Annotated in this window: 13 protein-coding genes; 4 read left to right on the forward strand and 9 right to left on the reverse strand. The window is 73.5% G+C overall.

Annotated elements, in window-relative coordinates; genetic code table 11:
- Nucleotides 1-1557, forward strand: a 1557-nt coding sequence (locus GT045_RS24810; RefSeq protein WP_161335507.1) for an NAD-binding protein, incomplete at its 5' end; no start/stop codon positions are given.
- 43 nt (nt 1558-1600) lie between these two features.
- Here GT045_RS24810 and GT045_RS24815 read toward each other — a convergent pair.
- Nucleotides 1601-3406: a prolyl oligopeptidase family serine peptidase gene (locus GT045_RS24815; protein ID WP_161335508.1), complete on the reverse strand. Its 1806-nt coding sequence runs from the start codon at nt 3404-3406 to the stop codon at nt 1601-1603.
- A 236-nt stretch (nt 3407-3642) separates the two neighbouring features.
- On the opposite strand from GT045_RS24815, the gene GT045_RS24820 reads away from it, so the two are divergent.
- Nucleotides 3643-4434, forward strand: coding sequence for an SURF1 family protein (locus GT045_RS24820; protein WP_345942742.1), 792 nt, complete (start codon nt 3643-3645; stop codon nt 4432-4434).
- A 46-nt stretch (nt 4435-4480) separates the two neighbouring features.
- On the opposite strand, the gene GT045_RS24825 is transcribed toward GT045_RS24820, so the two are convergent.
- The 7 genes from GT045_RS24825 to GT045_RS24855 all read right to left on the reverse strand — a co-directional run bounded on the left by GT045_RS24825 (nt 4481) and on the right by GT045_RS24855 (nt 10945).
- On the reverse strand, nt 4481-5608 hold the full coding sequence (locus tag GT045_RS24825; RefSeq protein ID WP_202528959.1) for a hypothetical protein: 1128 nt from the start codon (nt 5606-5608) through the stop codon (nt 4481-4483).
- A 143-nt stretch (nt 5609-5751) separates the two neighbouring features.
- On the reverse strand, nt 5752-6432 hold the full coding sequence (locus GT045_RS24830; protein ID WP_161297269.1) for a SigE family RNA polymerase sigma factor: 681 nt from the start codon (nt 6430-6432) through the stop codon (nt 5752-5754).
- Nucleotides 6433-6756: 324 nt separating this feature from the next.
- Nucleotides 6757-7833, reverse strand: coding sequence for an aspartate-semialdehyde dehydrogenase (locus GT045_RS24835; protein WP_202528967.1), 1077 nt, complete (start codon nt 7831-7833; stop codon nt 6757-6759).
- Nucleotides 7833-9104, reverse strand: a complete 1272-nt coding sequence (locus GT045_RS24840; protein ID WP_161297267.1) for an aspartate kinase — start codon at nt 9102-9104, stop codon at nt 7833-7835. Before GT045_RS24840 ends, GT045_RS24835 begins: the two co-directional genes overlap by 1 nt.
- Nucleotides 9105-9272: 168 nt before the next feature.
- A complete protein-coding gene (locus GT045_RS24845; RefSeq protein WP_161297265.1) occupies nt 9273-9935 on the reverse strand; it encodes a DUF5063 domain-containing protein in 663 nt (220 codons plus the stop codon).
- A complete protein-coding gene (recR, locus tag GT045_RS24850) occupies nt 9928-10527 on the reverse strand; it encodes a recombination mediator RecR (RefSeq protein ID WP_161297263.1) in 600 nt (199 codons plus the stop codon). The genes GT045_RS24845 and recR overlap by 8 nt, the downstream gene beginning before the upstream one ends.
- Before the next feature lie 73 nt (nt 10528-10600).
- Nucleotides 10601-10945, reverse strand: coding sequence for a YbaB/EbfC family nucleoid-associated protein (locus GT045_RS24855; protein WP_161297261.1), 345 nt, complete (start codon nt 10943-10945; stop codon nt 10601-10603).
- A 262-nt stretch (nt 10946-11207) separates the two neighbouring features.
- Here GT045_RS24855 and GT045_RS24860 point away from each other — a divergent pair, with 262 nt between their 5' ends.
- Nucleotides 11208-11957, forward strand: coding sequence for an SLATT domain-containing protein (locus tag GT045_RS24860; RefSeq protein ID WP_161335510.1), 750 nt, complete (start codon nt 11208-11210; stop codon nt 11955-11957).
- Nucleotides 11958-12077: 120 nt separating this feature from the next.
- Here GT045_RS24860 and GT045_RS24865 read toward each other — a convergent pair whose 3' ends face one another.
- Nucleotides 12078-14285, reverse strand: a complete 2208-nt coding sequence (locus tag GT045_RS24865) for a serine/threonine-protein kinase (RefSeq protein ID WP_161335512.1) — start codon at nt 14283-14285, stop codon at nt 12078-12080.
- Nucleotides 14286-14515: 230 nt separating this feature from the next.
- On the opposite strand from GT045_RS24865, the gene GT045_RS24870 reads away from it, so the two are divergent.
- Entirely contained in the window at nt 14516-15871 is a 1356-nt protein-coding gene (locus tag GT045_RS24870) for an aspartate aminotransferase family protein (RefSeq protein ID WP_161294180.1), read from the forward strand.
- Nucleotides 15872-15954: the final 83 nt, after the last annotated feature.

Raw genomic sequence — 15954 nt, forward strand, 5'->3', positions numbered from 1 at the left:
GCCGGTGAGCCGACCGACGCGGTACTCGCCGAGGCCGGGGTGGCACAGGCCACCGCGCTCGCCCTCGTGTACGACGACGACGAGACCAACATCCGGGCGGCGCTGACCGCCCGCCGGCTCAACCCCCGGCTGCGACTCGTCCTGCGGCTCTACAACCGGCGGCTGGGCCAGCACATCGAGGAACTCCTCGACCAGGCAGCGGCGCTGGCCGCCGGGGACGAGGACGGCGGCCCGGGCACCGGCGCCGAGACCTCCACCACCGTGCTGTCCGACGCCGACACCGCCGCGCCCGCGCTGGCCGCCACCGCCGTCGCCGGCACCAGCAAGGTCGTCCAGACCGAGAGCCTGCTGCTGCGGGCCGTGGAACGGCCGCTGTCCGCCAACGGCCCCGGCACCGGCGGGCTGTGCACGCTCGCCCTGCTGTCCGGCGGCGATCCGGACGGCGGCGGGGAACAGCAGCCGCGGCTGCTCCCCGACGACGAGGAGGTACGGCAGGCCGCCGGCCGGCACGCGGTGGTCCTGGAGCAGGTGTCCGCCGCGGCCGGTACCGGCTCCGCCGCGCCCAGCCGCCGGATGACCGGCGTCATGCCGCTCGCCTCGCTCTTCTCCCGGCGGCTGCGCTGGTCCCTGGCCGGACTGGTCGGCTGTGTGGTCGGCCTGGCCGTCGCCCTGTGGCTGGTGACCGGCATCCATCCGCTGCGCGCCTTCTACGTCACCCTCCTCGACCTGTTCGCGATCGACGACCCGGCCCTCGGGGCGTCCCTGGGCCGGCAGCTGCTGCAACTGCTCTCCGCGCTCGTCGGGTTGCTGCTCCTGCCGGTGCTGCTGGCCGCCGCCCTGGAGGCGCTCGGCACCTTCCGCACCGCCTCCGGCCTGCGCCGGCCGCCCCGCGGTCTGAACGGACACGTGGTGCTGCTCGGCCTCGGCAAGATCGGCACCCGCGTGCTGACCCGGCTGCGGGAGCTGGACGTCCCCGTGGTGTGCGTCGAGTCCGACCCGGAGGCCCGGGGGCTCGCCACCGCCCGCCGGCTGCGGGTGCCGGTGGTGCTCGGGGACGTCACCCAGGAAGGCGTCCTGGAGGCCGCCCAGATCCACCGGGCCCACACCCTGCTCGCGGTGACCAGCGCGGACACCACCAACCTGGAGGCCGTGCTGTACGCGCGGACCGTGCGGCCCGATCTGCGGGTGGTGCTGCGGCTGTACGACGACGACTTCGCCACCGCCGTCTACCGCACCCTCCGGGCCGCCTACCCGCACGCGCTGACCCGGAGCCGCAGCGTCACCCACCTGGCCGCCCCCGCGTTCGCCGGGGCGATGCTGGGACGGCAGGTCCTGGGTGCGATCGCCGTGGAGCGCCGGGTGCTGCTGTTCGCCGCGGTCGACGTGGACCGGCACCCCGAGCTGGAGGGACGGACCGTGGGGGAGGCGTTCCGGGCCGGCGCCTGGCGGGTCCTGGCACTGGAGGGCCGCACGGACACCCCCGCCGACCACCTGCTGGCGAAGGGCGACAGGGTCGTCGTCGCCGCCACCCGCAGGGGGCTCGCGGAGCTGCGGTGACCCCGCCCCGCCCCCCGGGCGCCGGCGGGGCGCCGGCGGTGCGCTACGGGGCCAGGTGCCGCTCCGCGAAGTCCAGTTCCAGCCGCACCTGCTTGATCCGCTCCTCGACCACCAGTGAGCCGTGCCCCGCGTCGTACCGGTACACCTCGTGGACCGCGTCCCGGGCCTCCAGCCGCTTGACGTAGTTGTCGATCTGGCGGATCGGGCAGCGCGGGTCGTTGACACCCGCCGAGATGTAGACCGGAGCGGTGACCCGGTCGACGTACGTCAGCGGGGAGGACGCCTCGAAGCGCTCCGGGACCTCCTCCGGGGTACCGCCCAGCAGGGTGCGGTCCATGGCCTTCAGCGCCTCCATCTCGTCGTGGTAGGCGGTGACGTAGTCCGCGACCGGGACCACCGCGATGCCCAGCGCCCAGGCGTCCGGCTGGGTGCCGATGCCCAGCAGTGTGAGGTACCCGCCCCAGGAGGCGCCGGTGAGGATCATGCGGGCGGGGTCGGCGAGCCCGCTGGAGACCGCCCAGTCGCGGACCGCGGCCACGTCCTCCAGTTCGATCAGGCCGACCCGGTGCTTGAGGGCGTCGGTCCAGGCGCGGCCGTACCCGGTGGAGCCGCGGTAGTTGACACGGACCACCGCGTAGCCGTGGTCGACCCAGGCGGACGGGCCCGCCGCGAAGGAGTCGCTGTCGTGCCAGGTCGGGCCGCCGTGCAGGTCGAAGACGGTGGGCAGGGGGCCCGTGGCACCCGCCGGCTTCTGGATCAGCGCGTGGATGCGCCCGCCGGGGCCCTCCACCCAGACGTCCTCCACCGGCACCGAGGGCGGGCACGCCAGGCCCGGAGGGTCCAGCACGACCGCGCCGGTCGTGGAGCGCACCACCGGGGGCTCGGCGGCCGACGACCACAGGTACTCCACGCTGCCGTCGGGACGGGCCGTCGCGCCGGAGACCGTGCCCGGCGGGGTGGGGACACGGGTCAGCTCACCGGCCGCCAGGCCGTACCGGAACAGCTCGCTGCGGGCCTCGAAGCTGTGGGCGATGAGCAGTGCCGAACCGTCCGGGCACCATTCGGCGCTGACGTCACCCGGCAGGTCCAGGGCCAGGTCCTGCTCCGCACCGGTCGCCACGTCCCACACCAGCGGCTCCCAGCGGCCCCGGCGCTGGTGGCCGATCAGCAGGCGGGTGTCGCCGTCGACCGGGGCGAAGCCCAGCACCTCCAGGCCCAGCTCCTCGGTGCCGCCCTTGGTGTCGTCCAGCTCGGCGACCGTCGTGCCGTCCCGGCGGAGCACGCGCAGGGCGGCGTGCATGGCGTCGCCGTGCTCGGTGTGTTCCAGGGCGATCAGGGAGCCGTCGTGCGAGAGGTCGCCGACGCCCGCCGACTCGCGGTGCCGGTAGATCTCCACCGGGTCGGCGCCCGCACGCGCCAGGTGGACGGTCGTGCCGTCCTCGTCCGTGGAGCGGCCGACGACCGCCGTGCGGCCGTCGCGGGACAGGGCGAGACCGGCCGGATAGGACGCTTCGAGACCGGGCACGGCCGGCACGGCCGCCCCGCCCGCGAAGGGCTGGCGGCGCCAGATCCCGAACTCGTCACCGTCCTTGTCGTCGAACCACCAGATCCAGGCGCCGTCCGGGGACAGCACGCCGTCCGTCGTGCCGTTCGGCCGGTCCGTCGCCTGCCGCTGCTCGCCCGTCGCCCGGTCCCAGGCGTACAGCTCGTACGTCCCCGTCGCGTTCGAGACGAACAGGCAGTGGTCCGGCGCGTCCTCCGCCCAGTCGGGCAGCGACACCCGCGGCGCCCGGAAGCGCTTCTCCCAGTCCGGCATGTCCGGTGTCCCCGGCGTCCTGCTGTCACTCATGGCCCCAGTCATGCGCCCATACTGCCTGGTCGCGGCGACAGGTGGGCCGCCGCTGTGCGCAGCCTGTGGACAACTTCCGGATCATGACCGTTTCCGCCGCCCCCGTGTCCGTTCCCGACGGCCGGCGCGAGGACGACCGGGACGTGCGGGACGAGAGCGTTCCCGTCCGCGTCGCCGGTGACGCGACGCCCGACCCGCGGCCGGGCCGCCGGGGCGGGCGCCGTACCGTGGAGGGCGTGTACCGCTTTCTGCTGACACCCCGCTGGTGGGGCATCAACGTCTTCGTGCTGCTCGCCATCCCGTTCTGCGTCTTCATGGGGTCATGGCAGCTGAGCCGGTTCGAGGGCCGTGTGCAGGACCATCGCGCCGCGACCGAGCAGGCCGCGTCCGTCCGGGACGAGGCCGCCAGCCCGCTGCGCGGCATGCTGCCCGTCGACAAGAGCACGGCGGGACGGCGGGTCACCGTCGGCGGGCGGTACGGCGAGCAGCTGCTGGTGCCCGGCCGGGAGCTGGACGACAGGCGCGGCTTCTACGTCCTCACCCTGCTGCGCACCGACTCCGGCAAGGCGCTGCCCGTGGTGCGCGGGTGGCTGCCGGGGACGGCCGACGCCGCGAGGGCGCCCGCCCCGCCCGCCGGTGAGGTCACCGTCACCGGCGCGCTGCAGGCGTCCGAGACCCCGGGGGACAACGGGGTCAGCGCCCAGGGCGGCCTGCCCGCCGGACAGACGGCGGCGATCAGCCCGGCGTCACTGGTCAACCTGGTGCCCTACCGGCTGTACGACGCGTGGGTGACGCTGGACAAGGCCGACGCCGGGATGAAGGCCGTGCCCGCGAGCGCGCCGAGCGGCACGGGGCTGGACCTGAAGGCGTTCCAGAACCTCGGGTACACCGGCGAGTGGTTCGTGTTCGCGGGGTTCGTGGTGTTCATGTGGTTCCGGTTGCTGCGCCGCGAGGTGGAGTTCCAGCGGGACGCCGCCCTCGGCCTGCTGCCGGAGGACCCGGACCGGACTCCGGTCCCGAGCGGCTGATCCGCACCGGGAGCCGTACCGGCCGGCCGTGACCCGCGCGGGAGCGCTACGAACCCGCCAGCACCCCGGTGTAGTAGACCGTGCCCGCGCAGGCCCCGGGGACCACCGCCGTCGCCGACGGGCCGCCGCCCTGCGCCGTGTGGGTGACCGCGACGCTGCCGTCGGCCGTGCCGTCCTCGGTGGCCAGCTGGGTGGTGGTGCCCGCCGCGCCGGTGGTGTCGTTCGCGCCGCCGGAGTCGCCGGCCTCCTGGGTCGGCGAGGGGTCCGGGGTGGGGTCGCCCGTGTCGGGGCCACCCGTGCTGTCGCCGCCGCCGGTGGTGGGACAGGTCTCCGAGGGCACGAAGGCGAACTTCTCCTCGTACGCCGCGCCGGGCTGCAGCACCAGCGTGGGGACCTCCAGGGACGGGTCGGGCAGGGAGGCCGCCGCGTCCCCGGCCACGTGCCGGACGGCGCTGACCTTGGACGGGTCGGCCGCGCCCTGGGCCGCGGCCGTGACGCTGCCGCGGCCGCCGACCGCGCAGGGCGCCTTGGAGACGTTGCTGACGCGGAAGCTGCCGTAGACCACGCCCGCGGAGTCGGGGGCGTCGGCGCTGCCGGCGGCGGAGCCCAGCTCGGTCGGCGTACACGGCGGGACTCCCGCGCTCACGCTGGCGGAGGGGCCGGCGCTGCCGGGGGCGGTGCCACCGTGGCCGCCCGTGTCGTTCTTCTCGTCGGGCTTGCCGGGCTGCCTGCCGGGCGCGACCGTCGCTCCCCCGGTCTCGGGCCGGCCGCCCTCGGCGGTGTCCTCGCCCCTGCTCTGACCGGTGCCGCCCTGGGCCTGGGAGATCTGGCCGGCCATGGCGGTGTTGGGGTCGCTGCCGCCGGAGCTGGAGACGTGGACGAGGGCGGGGACCGCGGTGCCGATGAACAGGGCCGCCGCGGCCACGCCGACCGCCGCCTGCCGCTTGCGGGCGCGGCGCGCGGGAACGGCCCGGCGCAGGTGCTCCAGGGTGCCGGAGCGCGGTTCGATGCCGTCGACCGCCGCGTGCAGCAGGATGCGCAGATCCGGCTCGTCCGCACCGAACCCGTCGAGCCCGCCTGACCCGTCGGGCCGGTCGGGCCTGTCGGGCCTGTCGGGCCTGTCGATGTCCGGGCCGAGCCTCTTGGGGCCCTTGTCGTCGGGGCCGTGGTTCACTGTTCCGTTCCCAGCGTGCGATTGCGTGTGCTCGTGGCCGTGACGCCCCGTCGGCTCGTGCCGGGCACGGGACTCGTGGCGTTCACGGGAGTGGCGCTCAGGGGAGTGACCGCCATGGGTGTCGCCCCCTTCGGCGTTGCCGCTCATACCGTCTGCTCCATGGCCACCCGCAGCGCGGCGATGCCCCGCGAGCCGTACGCCTTCACCGAACCCAGCGACACGCCGAGCGTCTCGGCGACCTGAGCCTCCGTCATGTCGGCGAAGTAGCGCAGCACGAGCACCTCGCGCTGGCGGCGCTGCAGGCCCTTCATCGCCTTGATGAGGTCCCGGCGCTCCAGCTGGTCGTAGGCGCCCTCCTCCGCGCTCGCCATGTCGGGCATCGGCTTGGAGAGCAGCTTCAGGCCGAGGATGCGCCGACGCAGCGTGGAGCGGGAGAGGTTGACGACCGTCTGCCGCAGGTAGGCGAGGGTCTTCTCGGGGTCACGGACGCGCTTGCGGGCGGAGTGGACGCGGATGAAGGCTTCCTGGACGACGTCCTCGCAGGAGGCGGTGTCGTCGAGGAGGAGCGCGGCGAGACCGAGCAGCGAGCGGTAGTGCGCCCGGTAGGTCTCGGTGAGGTGGTCGACGGTGGTCCCGACGGCCTCGGTCGCCACGGCGCCCGCGGGCTCCTCGGCGCCGTCACGCTGACTGGGTATGCGGGCGGGCCGCGCTGCGGGCATGGGCGCGATCACCGGCATGCCGCCGGCCGTGCGGGGCCGGAGCCCTGCGCGGGGCCGCAGTGCCGGACCGCCGCGGGCCACACTGAGTTCGAGTACCTCTGCCACGCCAGTTGGACACGTCTCCCCCCTCGGGGGTTGTACGTGCCGGACGTCACATGTGCGACGACCGACGGTGCCTCAAGTGTCGACATGTGACCCGCTCTTCCCTTATGTCCCATTTGAACGGGCGTCCCCACGCCCCGATCACGGCGTCCCCACGCCAGGATCATCACGTCCCCAGGTCCCGCAAGGGTGACCGCAAAGACGCTCCCCGCCCTCCGTACGGTTGCGGAAGGCGGGGAGTGAAATCCTCTGCTGCCAAGAGGGACGGTTCAAGTGGTTTGGACCATGCTCCCGGCCACACTTCTTACACGGATCCTACAAAGCCCCTCACGTGCGGCCGGGCGGCTCCGCAGTCTCCGCCGCGATCAGCTCGGCGATCTGCACGCAGTTCAGCGCGGCACCCTTGCGCAGGTTGTCGCCGCACACGAAGAACTCGAGCGCGGTCGGGTCGTCCAGCGCCCGCCGCAGCCGGCCGACCCAGGTCGGATCGGTGCCCACCACGTCGGCCGGGGTGGGGAACTCGCCGGCGGCCGGGTCGTCGCAGAGCACCACGCCCGGCGCGGTGGCGAGGATCTCGCGGGCGCCGTCGACGCCGACCTCGCGCTGGAAGCGGGCGTGGACGGTCAGCGAGTGCGTGGTGACCACCGGCACCTGCACACAGGTCACGGCGACCGGCAGCTTCGGCAGGCCGAGGATCTTCCGCGACTCGTCGCGGACCTTCATCTCCTGCGACGACCAGCCGTCCTCCCGGAGCGACCCCGCCCACGGCACGACGTTGAGCGCGACCGGCTCCGGGAACGGGCCGGTGTCGTCCCCGACGGCCCGGCGCACGTCCCCCGGCTTGGTCCCCAGCTCGGTCCCGGCCACCAGCGACAGCTGGGCCCTGAGCGTCTCCACACCGGCCTGCCCGGCGCCGCTCACCGCCTGGTACGACGACACCACCAGCTCGCGCAGGCCGAACTCGGCGTGCAGCGCGCCCAGGGCGACGATCATCGTCAGGGTGGTGCAGTCGGGGCTGGCGACGATCCCGCGCGGGCGGGACCGGACCGTGTGCGGATTGACCTCGGGCACGACGAGCGGCACGTCCGCGTCGAGCCGGAAGGCACCGGAGTGGTCGACGACGACCGCGCCGCACGCGGCGGCGACCGGCGCCCACTCGGCGGCGACCTCGTCCGGGACGTCGAACAGCGCGATGTCGACCCCGGCGAAGGCGTCCTCCGTGAGGGCCACCACCTCGACCTCCTCCCCGCGCACGGCCAGCTTGCGGCCGGCCGAGCGGGGAGAGGCGATCAGACGGATCTCACCCCAGATGTCCGCCCGCTGGGACAGGATCTGGAGCATGACCGTGCCGACGGCCCCGGTCGCTCCCACGACCGCGAGCGTCGGCTTGCCGGTCAGTGCCATCAGCGGCCCGTGCCTCCGTAGACGACGGCCTCGTCGGTGTCGGAGTCGAGCCCGAAGGCGGTGTGCACGGCGCGCACGGCCTCCGAGACGTCGTCCTTGCGGGTCACGACCGAGATCCGGATCTCGGAGGTCGAGATCAGCTCGATGTTCACACCCGCGTCGCTCAGCGCCTCGAAGAAGGCGGCCGTGACTCCCGGGTTGGTCTTCATACCGGCACCGACCAGCGAGATCTTGCCGATCTGGTCGTCGTAGCGCAGGGAGTCGAAGCCGATGCCCGGCTTGTTCCGCTCCAGCGCGTCGATGGCCTTGCGGCCCTCGGTCTTCGGCAGCGTGAAGGAGATGTCCGTCAGGCCCGTGGAGGCGGCGGACACGTTCTGCACGACCATGTCGATGTTGATCTCGGCATCGGCGATGGTCCGGAAGATCGCGGCGGCCTCACCCGGCTTGTCCGGCACGCCGACGACCGTGATCTTGGCCTCGGAGGTGTCGTGCGCGACACCGGAGATGATGGCCTGCTCCACCTTCTGGTCCCCAATCGGCTCACTGCTGACCCACGTGCCCTGGAGTCCGCTGAAGCTGGACCGGACGTGGATCGGGATGTTGTAGCGGCGGGCGTACTCCACACAGCGGTGGAGCAGCACCTTGGAGCCGGAGGCCGCCAGCTCCAGCATGTCCTCGAAGGAGATCCAGTCGATCTTCTTCGCCTTCTTCACCACACGCGGGTCGGCGGTGAACACGCCGTCGACGTCGGTGTAGATCTCGCAGACCTCGGCGTCGAGGGCGGCGGCGAGGGCCACGGCCGTCGTGTCGGACCCACCGCGGCCCAGCGTGGTGATGTCCTTCTTGTCCTGGCTCACGCCCTGGAACCCGGCGACGATCGCGATGTTCCCCCGGTCCAGGGACTCCCGGATCCGGCCCGGCGTGACGTCGATGATCCGGGCTTTGTTGTGGACCGAGTCGGTGATGACGCCTGCCTGGCTGCCGGTGAACGACTGGGCCTCGTGGCCCAGGTTTTTGATCGCCATCGCCAGCAGTGCCATGGAGATACGCTCTCCGGCGGTCAGCAGCATGTCGAACTCCCGGCCGGCCGGCATCGGAGACACCTGCTCGGCGAGATCGATCAGCTCGTCCGTCGTGTCGCCCATCGCGGAAACGACGACGACAACCTGGTTGCCGTTCTTCTTCGCTTCCACGATCCGCTTGGCGACGCGCTTGATGCCCTCGGCATCGGCTACGGAGGAGCCTCCGTACTTCTGCACGACAAGGCCCACGTGCGCTCCTCGCTCGGTTCGTTTATGTCGGCTCAGTCTATCGAGCGTCCGAATTCCACCACCCTGCTCCCGCATGGTGAGACATCGGACGCCCGCGACCGGCACCTGCCCAGCCTGCGGCGGACCACGCGGCAAAGTGCCCCGGCTCACACCGGCCGGGGTCCGGCGCTACTCGCCGCGGCGGATCCCCAGCGGGGCGCCGATCTCCTGCGCCATCACCCGGCCGGCCTCGAACTCCAGGGTCTCGTCCCCGATGTCCGCCTGGTCGGTGTCCAGGCCGTCCAGTTCCTCCAGGGGCTGGTTCAGGCGGACGTGGATGAGGACGGACTGCAGGGCGCGCAGCACCGCGGAGGCGGTCGGCCCCCAGTTGGAGAAGTAGGAGAACTGCCACCACCACAGCGCCTCGGTGGTGCGGCCGGCGCGGTAGTGGACCATGCCGTGCCGGAGGTCGGTGATGATGTCCGCGAGGTCGTCGGAGATGCGGGCCGGCACCGGGGCCTTGCGCGGCTCGTACGGGTCGAAGACCTCCGAGTACACGTCGACGGGCTCCAGCAGCCGGGCGAAGTTCTCCCGCAGCTCGTCCACGTCCGGCTCGGGGCCCGGGTCGGGCTCGTAGCGGTCGTCGGGGACGATGTCCTCGTGGGCGCCCAGCCGGCCGCCGGCCAGCAGGAGCTGGGAGACCTCCAGGAGGAGGAAGGGCACGGTCGATCCGGGTTCGTCTCCCCTCGCCACCTCCGTGACGGCCACCAGGAAGCTCTCCACCTGGTCGGCGATCTGGACCACGAAATCGTCCGGGTCCTGCGTCGAGTCGTGCAGCGTGGCGTCAGACATCTAGCAGTCGTCTCCCCTCGAAGGCGCGGCCGAGGGTCACCTCGTCCGCGTATTCCAGGTCGCCACCCACCGGGAGGCCGCTGGCCAGGCGGGTGACCTTCAGGCCCATGGGCTTGATCATGCGGGCGAGGTACGTCGCCGTGGCCTCGCCTTCCAGATTCGGGTCCGTGGCCAGGATCAGTTCCGTGACCGTCCCGTCGGCCAACCGCGCGAGAAGTTCTCGTATACGCAGGTCGTCGGGTCCCACGCCCTCGATCGGGCTGATCGCGCCGCCGAGCACGTGATAGCGGCCGCGGAACTCGCGGGTGCGCTCGATCGCCACGACGTCCTTCGGCTCCTCCACCACACAGATGACGGCGGGGTCGCGGCGCGCGTCACGGCAGATGCCGCACAGCTCCTCCTGCGCCACGTTGCCGCAGACCGCGCAGAAGCGGACCTTCGCCTTCACCTCCAGGAGGGCCTGCGCGAGCCGCTTCACGTCCGTCGGCTCCGCCTGCAGGATGTGGAAGGCGATCCGCTGCGCGCTCTTGGGACCGACGCCGGGCAACCGCCCCAACTCGTCGATGAGGTCCTGGACCACGCCTTCGTACAACGGACTGCCCTTCCTGAAGACCTTTCGGAACGTACCGTAGTCGGCTCCCGCCTCCGCCCGTAAGGCGGAGGCGTCAGAACGGCAGCCCCGGGATGCCGCTGCCGCCGCCCAGCCCCTGGGCCAGCGGACCCAGCTTCTGCTGCTGGAGCGCCTGCGCGTTCTCGTTGGCCGCCTGCACGGCCGCCACGATCAGGTCGGCGAGCGTGTCGGTGTCCTCCGGGTCCACCGCCTTGGGGTCGATCCTCAGCGCGCGCAGCTCACCGGAACCGGTGACGGTGGCCTGCACCAGACCGCCGCCAGCCTGCCCGTCGACCTCCGTGTTCGCCAGTTCCTCCTGCGCCCGCTGCAGGTCCTGCTGCATCTTCTGCGCCTGCTGGAGCAACTGCTGCATGTTGGGCTGGCCACCACCGGGGATCACGATCAGCTCCTCGCCGTCTTCCGCGTCGCCGTCTCCGACGATTTCTCCGTCGTCAATGAGCCTACGTGGTCCACGCGGTCACTGCCCCGCCACTCTTTCGAGTGAGAACGACGGCAGTCGTATACCTGATCAAGGCCCTCTTCTGGGCGGAAAAGCCGGGAAAGGCCCCTCTCCGCCACCCGTTGGGCGGTAGGAAGGTGGCCGCGCGTTCGCATGGAATGTCACGCAACGTGACCGGTCGTGAGCAGTTAGGGAGTGCCGGGTGGGTCAGCCGGAGATGCAGCCCGAGGGTCCGCCTCAGGACGGGCGGGGCGAGGGTGCGGCCGGGCTGCGGCCGGGCGATCTGACCGGGCGCGCCTTCCCGCTCGGCGACTGGGGCGAGCCCGCGGAACGGCTGGACGAGCTGTACCGGTGGGTGGAGCGCCGGGCCCTGGAGACGGCCTCCTGGTACCTGCGGGACCGGGTCTGGAAGCGGCGCGGGGCGCGCGTGCTGCGGGTCGGGGCGGCGGCCGGAGCCGTGGCCGGGGCGGCACTGCCCCTGCTGGACCTCACCGGGGCGGCCGGCGGGGTGGCGCCCTGGGGCTGCCTGGCGCTGCTGCTCGGGGTCGCCTGTGTCGGCATCGACCGGTACTTCGGGGTCACGTCCGGCTGGATAAGGGACGTGGCCACCGCGCAGGCGGTGCAGCGGCGGTTGCAGGCGTTGCAGTTCGACTGGGCGTCGGAGAGCGTCCGGGAGGTGCTGGGACCGGCGGAGGGTACGGCGAGCGAGGCGGCCGAGCGGTGCCTGTCGGTGCTGCGGCGCTTCTCGGAGGACGTCACGGAGCTGGTCCGCACGGAGACGACGGACTGGATGGTGGAGTTCCGCACCGGTTCGGCACCGCTGGGCATCCAGACGGCGGTGGCGTCGGTGCCACGGCAGGACGCGGGCGGTTCGGCGGCCCGGTTCCCGCTGCCCCCGGCCAACGGAAGCCGCCCGAACATGCCCCGGCAGCGACCGCCGGAGCCGCGCTAGCCCGCACGCCGCCCCGCCCACGGCAGCCGCCCGCCGGCCCCCGCCCGGGCTGCCCGCCGGCGCTCCGCGCTCAGCCGGTCCCTGCGGGCACCCCCGCCACGAACCGGCCGTGCACCGCGGTCACCGCCCGTACGTCAGGCTCTCCCCGCCGCCCGCCTTCGCGCGCCGCAGCCGTCCGCTCGGCAGCAGGGTGACCTCGGTCGCCTCGCCCGGGGTGCAGGAGGAGGCGGGCTCGCCGGTGGTGACGGTGGACGGCCCGATCCTCAGCGGCCCGTCAGCGCCGGGCTCTTCGGCCAGCTTCGCCTCGAACACACAGTGGTACGACCCACCGCCCTCGGCCGGCCCGTCCGCGACCAGCGTCAGGACGTCGTCGCCCACCTCGCCCTGCCGGATGGTCAGTTCACGGGAGTTGGACCCGCCGGCGTTGTCGATGGTCGTCCGCCAGGTGCCCAGATAGGCGTCCGGTATCACCCCGGTGGCGGAGGCGGACGGGGACGGCGTGCCGCCGGTCGGTGTGGGCTCGCCGGAGCCGGACGGCGGCCCGGAGGCGGCGGTGGGCGCCGGGCGGCCCGCGCCGCCGCCCTTGTCGTCCGTGCCGGTGCCGTTCTTCATGAGCGCGTACACGGAGCCGCCCGCGCCCAGCGCCACGATCAGGGCGACGACGACGAGCAGCGCGGTGGACCGGCCGCGCCGTTCCGGCTCCGCCGGCATCCCGGTGCCCGGTGGCCCGTACGGCGGCGTGGACCCGAGCCCGCCGCCGGCATAGGGGTGGTACGGCTGTGCTCCCGCGCCCCAGCCGCCGCCACCGGAGTGCTGCGGATACCCGTAGGCGCCGGGCGGCTGCGGTTGCGGCTGGAGGTGCGGATGCCGCTGAGGGACGTGCCCGTAGGCAGGCTGCGGATGCTGCTGGGGGTGCGGTGCCCCGTAGGGGGCTCCCGGCCCGGACCCGAACCCGGGGGGGTGCGGTGTCCCGTACGGTGCTCCCGGCCCGGCCCCGAACCCGGCGGGCGTCGGCGGCACGCTGGGCACCGGCGGCTGGGCGGACACGAGGGTGGGCGGCTGATCGCCTCCCGTGGCGTCCCCGTCGGAAACGGCGGCGTGCTCGGGGGACGCCCCGGCCGCGGACCCGGCACCACCCGACGGCACCGACGGCACCGACGGCACACCGTTCGCGTCGCCTCCGGAGGCGACCGCCGCCGCGCCACCGGCCGCACCCGGCGAGACCGGCGGCACAGGCGGCACAGGCGGCGCCGGCGGGAAGCCCTCCCCGGACGCACCCGCACCCGCCGCCGCAGCCGCGCCCGCACCGGCACCGGCACCGGCACCGGCACCGAGACCGGTGCTCGCGGCGGCGCCCGCACCGCCGGACGGTGCCCGCTCGGGGTTCTCCACCTCCAGCAGCCGCACCGCGTGCCGTCCCAGCTGCGCCACCAGCGAACCGGGCAGCCACGGGTCCCGGGACCGCCCGGCGACCACGGTGTCCTCCACCCCGGTCCGCTCCAGGATCGCGTCCAGCGAGGGGCGTGCCCCGGGGTCCTTCCGCAGGCAGTCCCGCACCAGGTCGGCGATCCCCTCCGGAACCCCCGTCAGATCGGGCTCCTCCTGCGCGATGCGGAACATCAGCGCGTGCGCCCCGCTGCCGGCGGCCCCGAACGGCAACGCCCCGGTCGCCGCGAACGCGAGCACCGACCCGAGGCAGAACACGTCGCACGCCGGTGTGATCCGGTCTCCCCGCACCTGCTCGGGCGCCATGAAGCCGGGCGACCCGACGAGCGATCCGGTCCGGGTGAGCCCTTCCGCGCCGCCGGTCGCCGTCTCCAGCGCCCGCGCGATCCCGAAGTCGATCACGCGCGGCCCGTCGATGGTCACCAGCACGTTCGACGGCTTGAGGTCCCGGTGCACGATCCCGGCCGCGTGGATGTCCTGGAGGGCCTGGGCGAGCCCTGCCGCCAGGATCCGCACCGACCGCTCGGGCAGCGCCCCGTGATCGTGCCCGACGACCTGCTGGAGGCTCGGCCCGGCCACGTACCCGGTCGCGACCCAGGGCACCGCGGCCTCGGTGTCCGCGTCCAGCACGGGCGCGGTCCAGTACCCGCCGACCCGCCTCGCGGCCTGCACCTCCTGCCGGAAGCGCGCCCGGAACTCCTCCTGCGCGGCCAGTTCCTCGCGGACGAGCTTCACGGCGACGGTCCGGCCGCGGTCCGACCGGGCCAGGTACACGTGCCCCATGCCGCCCGCGCCGAGCCGCGCGAGCAGCCGGTAGGCCCCGATCTTCCCCCGGCCTTCGGCCGGAGGGACCCCCGGATCCCCCGGTCCCAGCTTCTCCATCCCGCGCCGCCTCCCCCCGATGATTCCCCGGCGACCGAGAATAGTGCGCTGGTACGACCGCCACCCCGGGACCGCTGTCTACGGTTCCATAACAGGCCAGGCGAGTCCCCCGGCCTCCGCCGGCCGCACCCGCCGGCCGCTCCCCGTCGACAACCTGTCGCGGATTCCCCCCGTCCAGGGAACAAGACGCCGATGTCGCTTCCGCATCGCGGACATTTACCCTCGCGGGCATGACCCCTCAGCCCAGCCCCGAAGCCGGCGCCGCAGTGAAGGCCGCGGACCGTGCGCACGTGTTCCACTCCTGGTCCGCCCAGGACCTCATCGACCCGCTCGCCGTCGCCGGCGCCGAGGGGTCTTACTTCTGGGACTACGACGGCACGCGGTACCTGGACTTCACCAGCGGGCTCGTCTACACCAACATCGGCTACCAGCACCCCAAGGTCGTCGCGGCGATCCAGGAGCAGGCCGCGAAGATGACGACCTTCGCGCCCGCGTTCGCGGTCGAGGCCCGCTCTGAGGCCGCCCGGCTGATCGCCGAGCGGACCCCCGGCGACCTGGACAAGATCTTCTTCACCAACGGCGGCGCGGACGCCGTCGAGCACGCCGTGCGCATGGCCCGTCTGCACACGGGCCGCCCGAAGGTGCTCACGGCCTACCGCTCGTACCACGGCGGCACCCAGCAGGCGATCAACCTCACCGGCGACCCCCGCCGCTGGGCCTCCGACGGCGGCACCGCCGGTGTCGTCCGCTTCTGGGCCCCGTTCCTCTACCGCTCCCGCTTCTACGCCGAGACCGAGGAGCAGGAGTGCGCCCGCGCGCTGGAGCACCTGGAGACGACGATCGCCTTCGAGGGCCCGGCGACGATCGCCGCGATCGTCCTGGAGACCGTCCCGGGCACCGCCGGGATCATGGTCCCGCCGCCCGGCTACCTGGCGGGCGTGCGTGAGCTGTGCGACAAGTACGGCATCGTCTTCGTCCTGGACGAGGTGATGGCGGGCTTCGGCCGGACCGGCGAGTGGTTCGCGGCCGACCTGTCCGGCGTGGTCCCCGACCTGATGACCTTCGCCAAGGGCGTGAACTCGGGTTACGTCCCGCTCGGCGGGGTCGCGATCTCCGGGACGATCGCGGAGACCTTCGGCAAGCGCCCGTACCCGGGCGGTCTGACGTACTCCGGTCACCCGCTGGCCTGCGCCGCCGCCGTCGCCACCCTCCAGGTGATGGCCGAGGAGGGTGTCGTCGAGAACGCCCGGCGCCTCGGCGAGCGCGTGGTCGGCCCCGGCCTCGCCGAGCTGGCCGAGCGGCACCCGAGCGTCGGCGACGTGCGCGGTGTCGGCATGTTCTGGGCGCTGGACCTGGTGCGGAACCGGGAGACCCGCGAGCCGCTGGTGCCGTACAACGCGGTCGGCGAGGCCAACGCACCCATGGCCGCGTTCGCCGCGGCCGCGAAGAAGCACGGCGTGTGGCCCTTCGTGAACATGAACCGCACGCACGTCGTCCCGCCGTGCAACGTCACCGAGGCCGAGCTGAAGGAGGGCCTGGCCGCGCTCGACGCCGCGCTGTCCGTGGCGGACGAGTACACCGTGTGACGGCCCTCGCGGAGGGTGACGGGAGGTGACCGAACCGCGGCTGCCGCGGGGCCCGTCCGAACGCGTAAGGTGACGTGCTCGTA

Source organism: Streptomyces sp. SID486, assembly GCF_009865385.1.
Classification (GTDB): Bacteria; Actinomycetota; Actinomycetes; order Streptomycetales; family Streptomycetaceae; genus Streptomyces.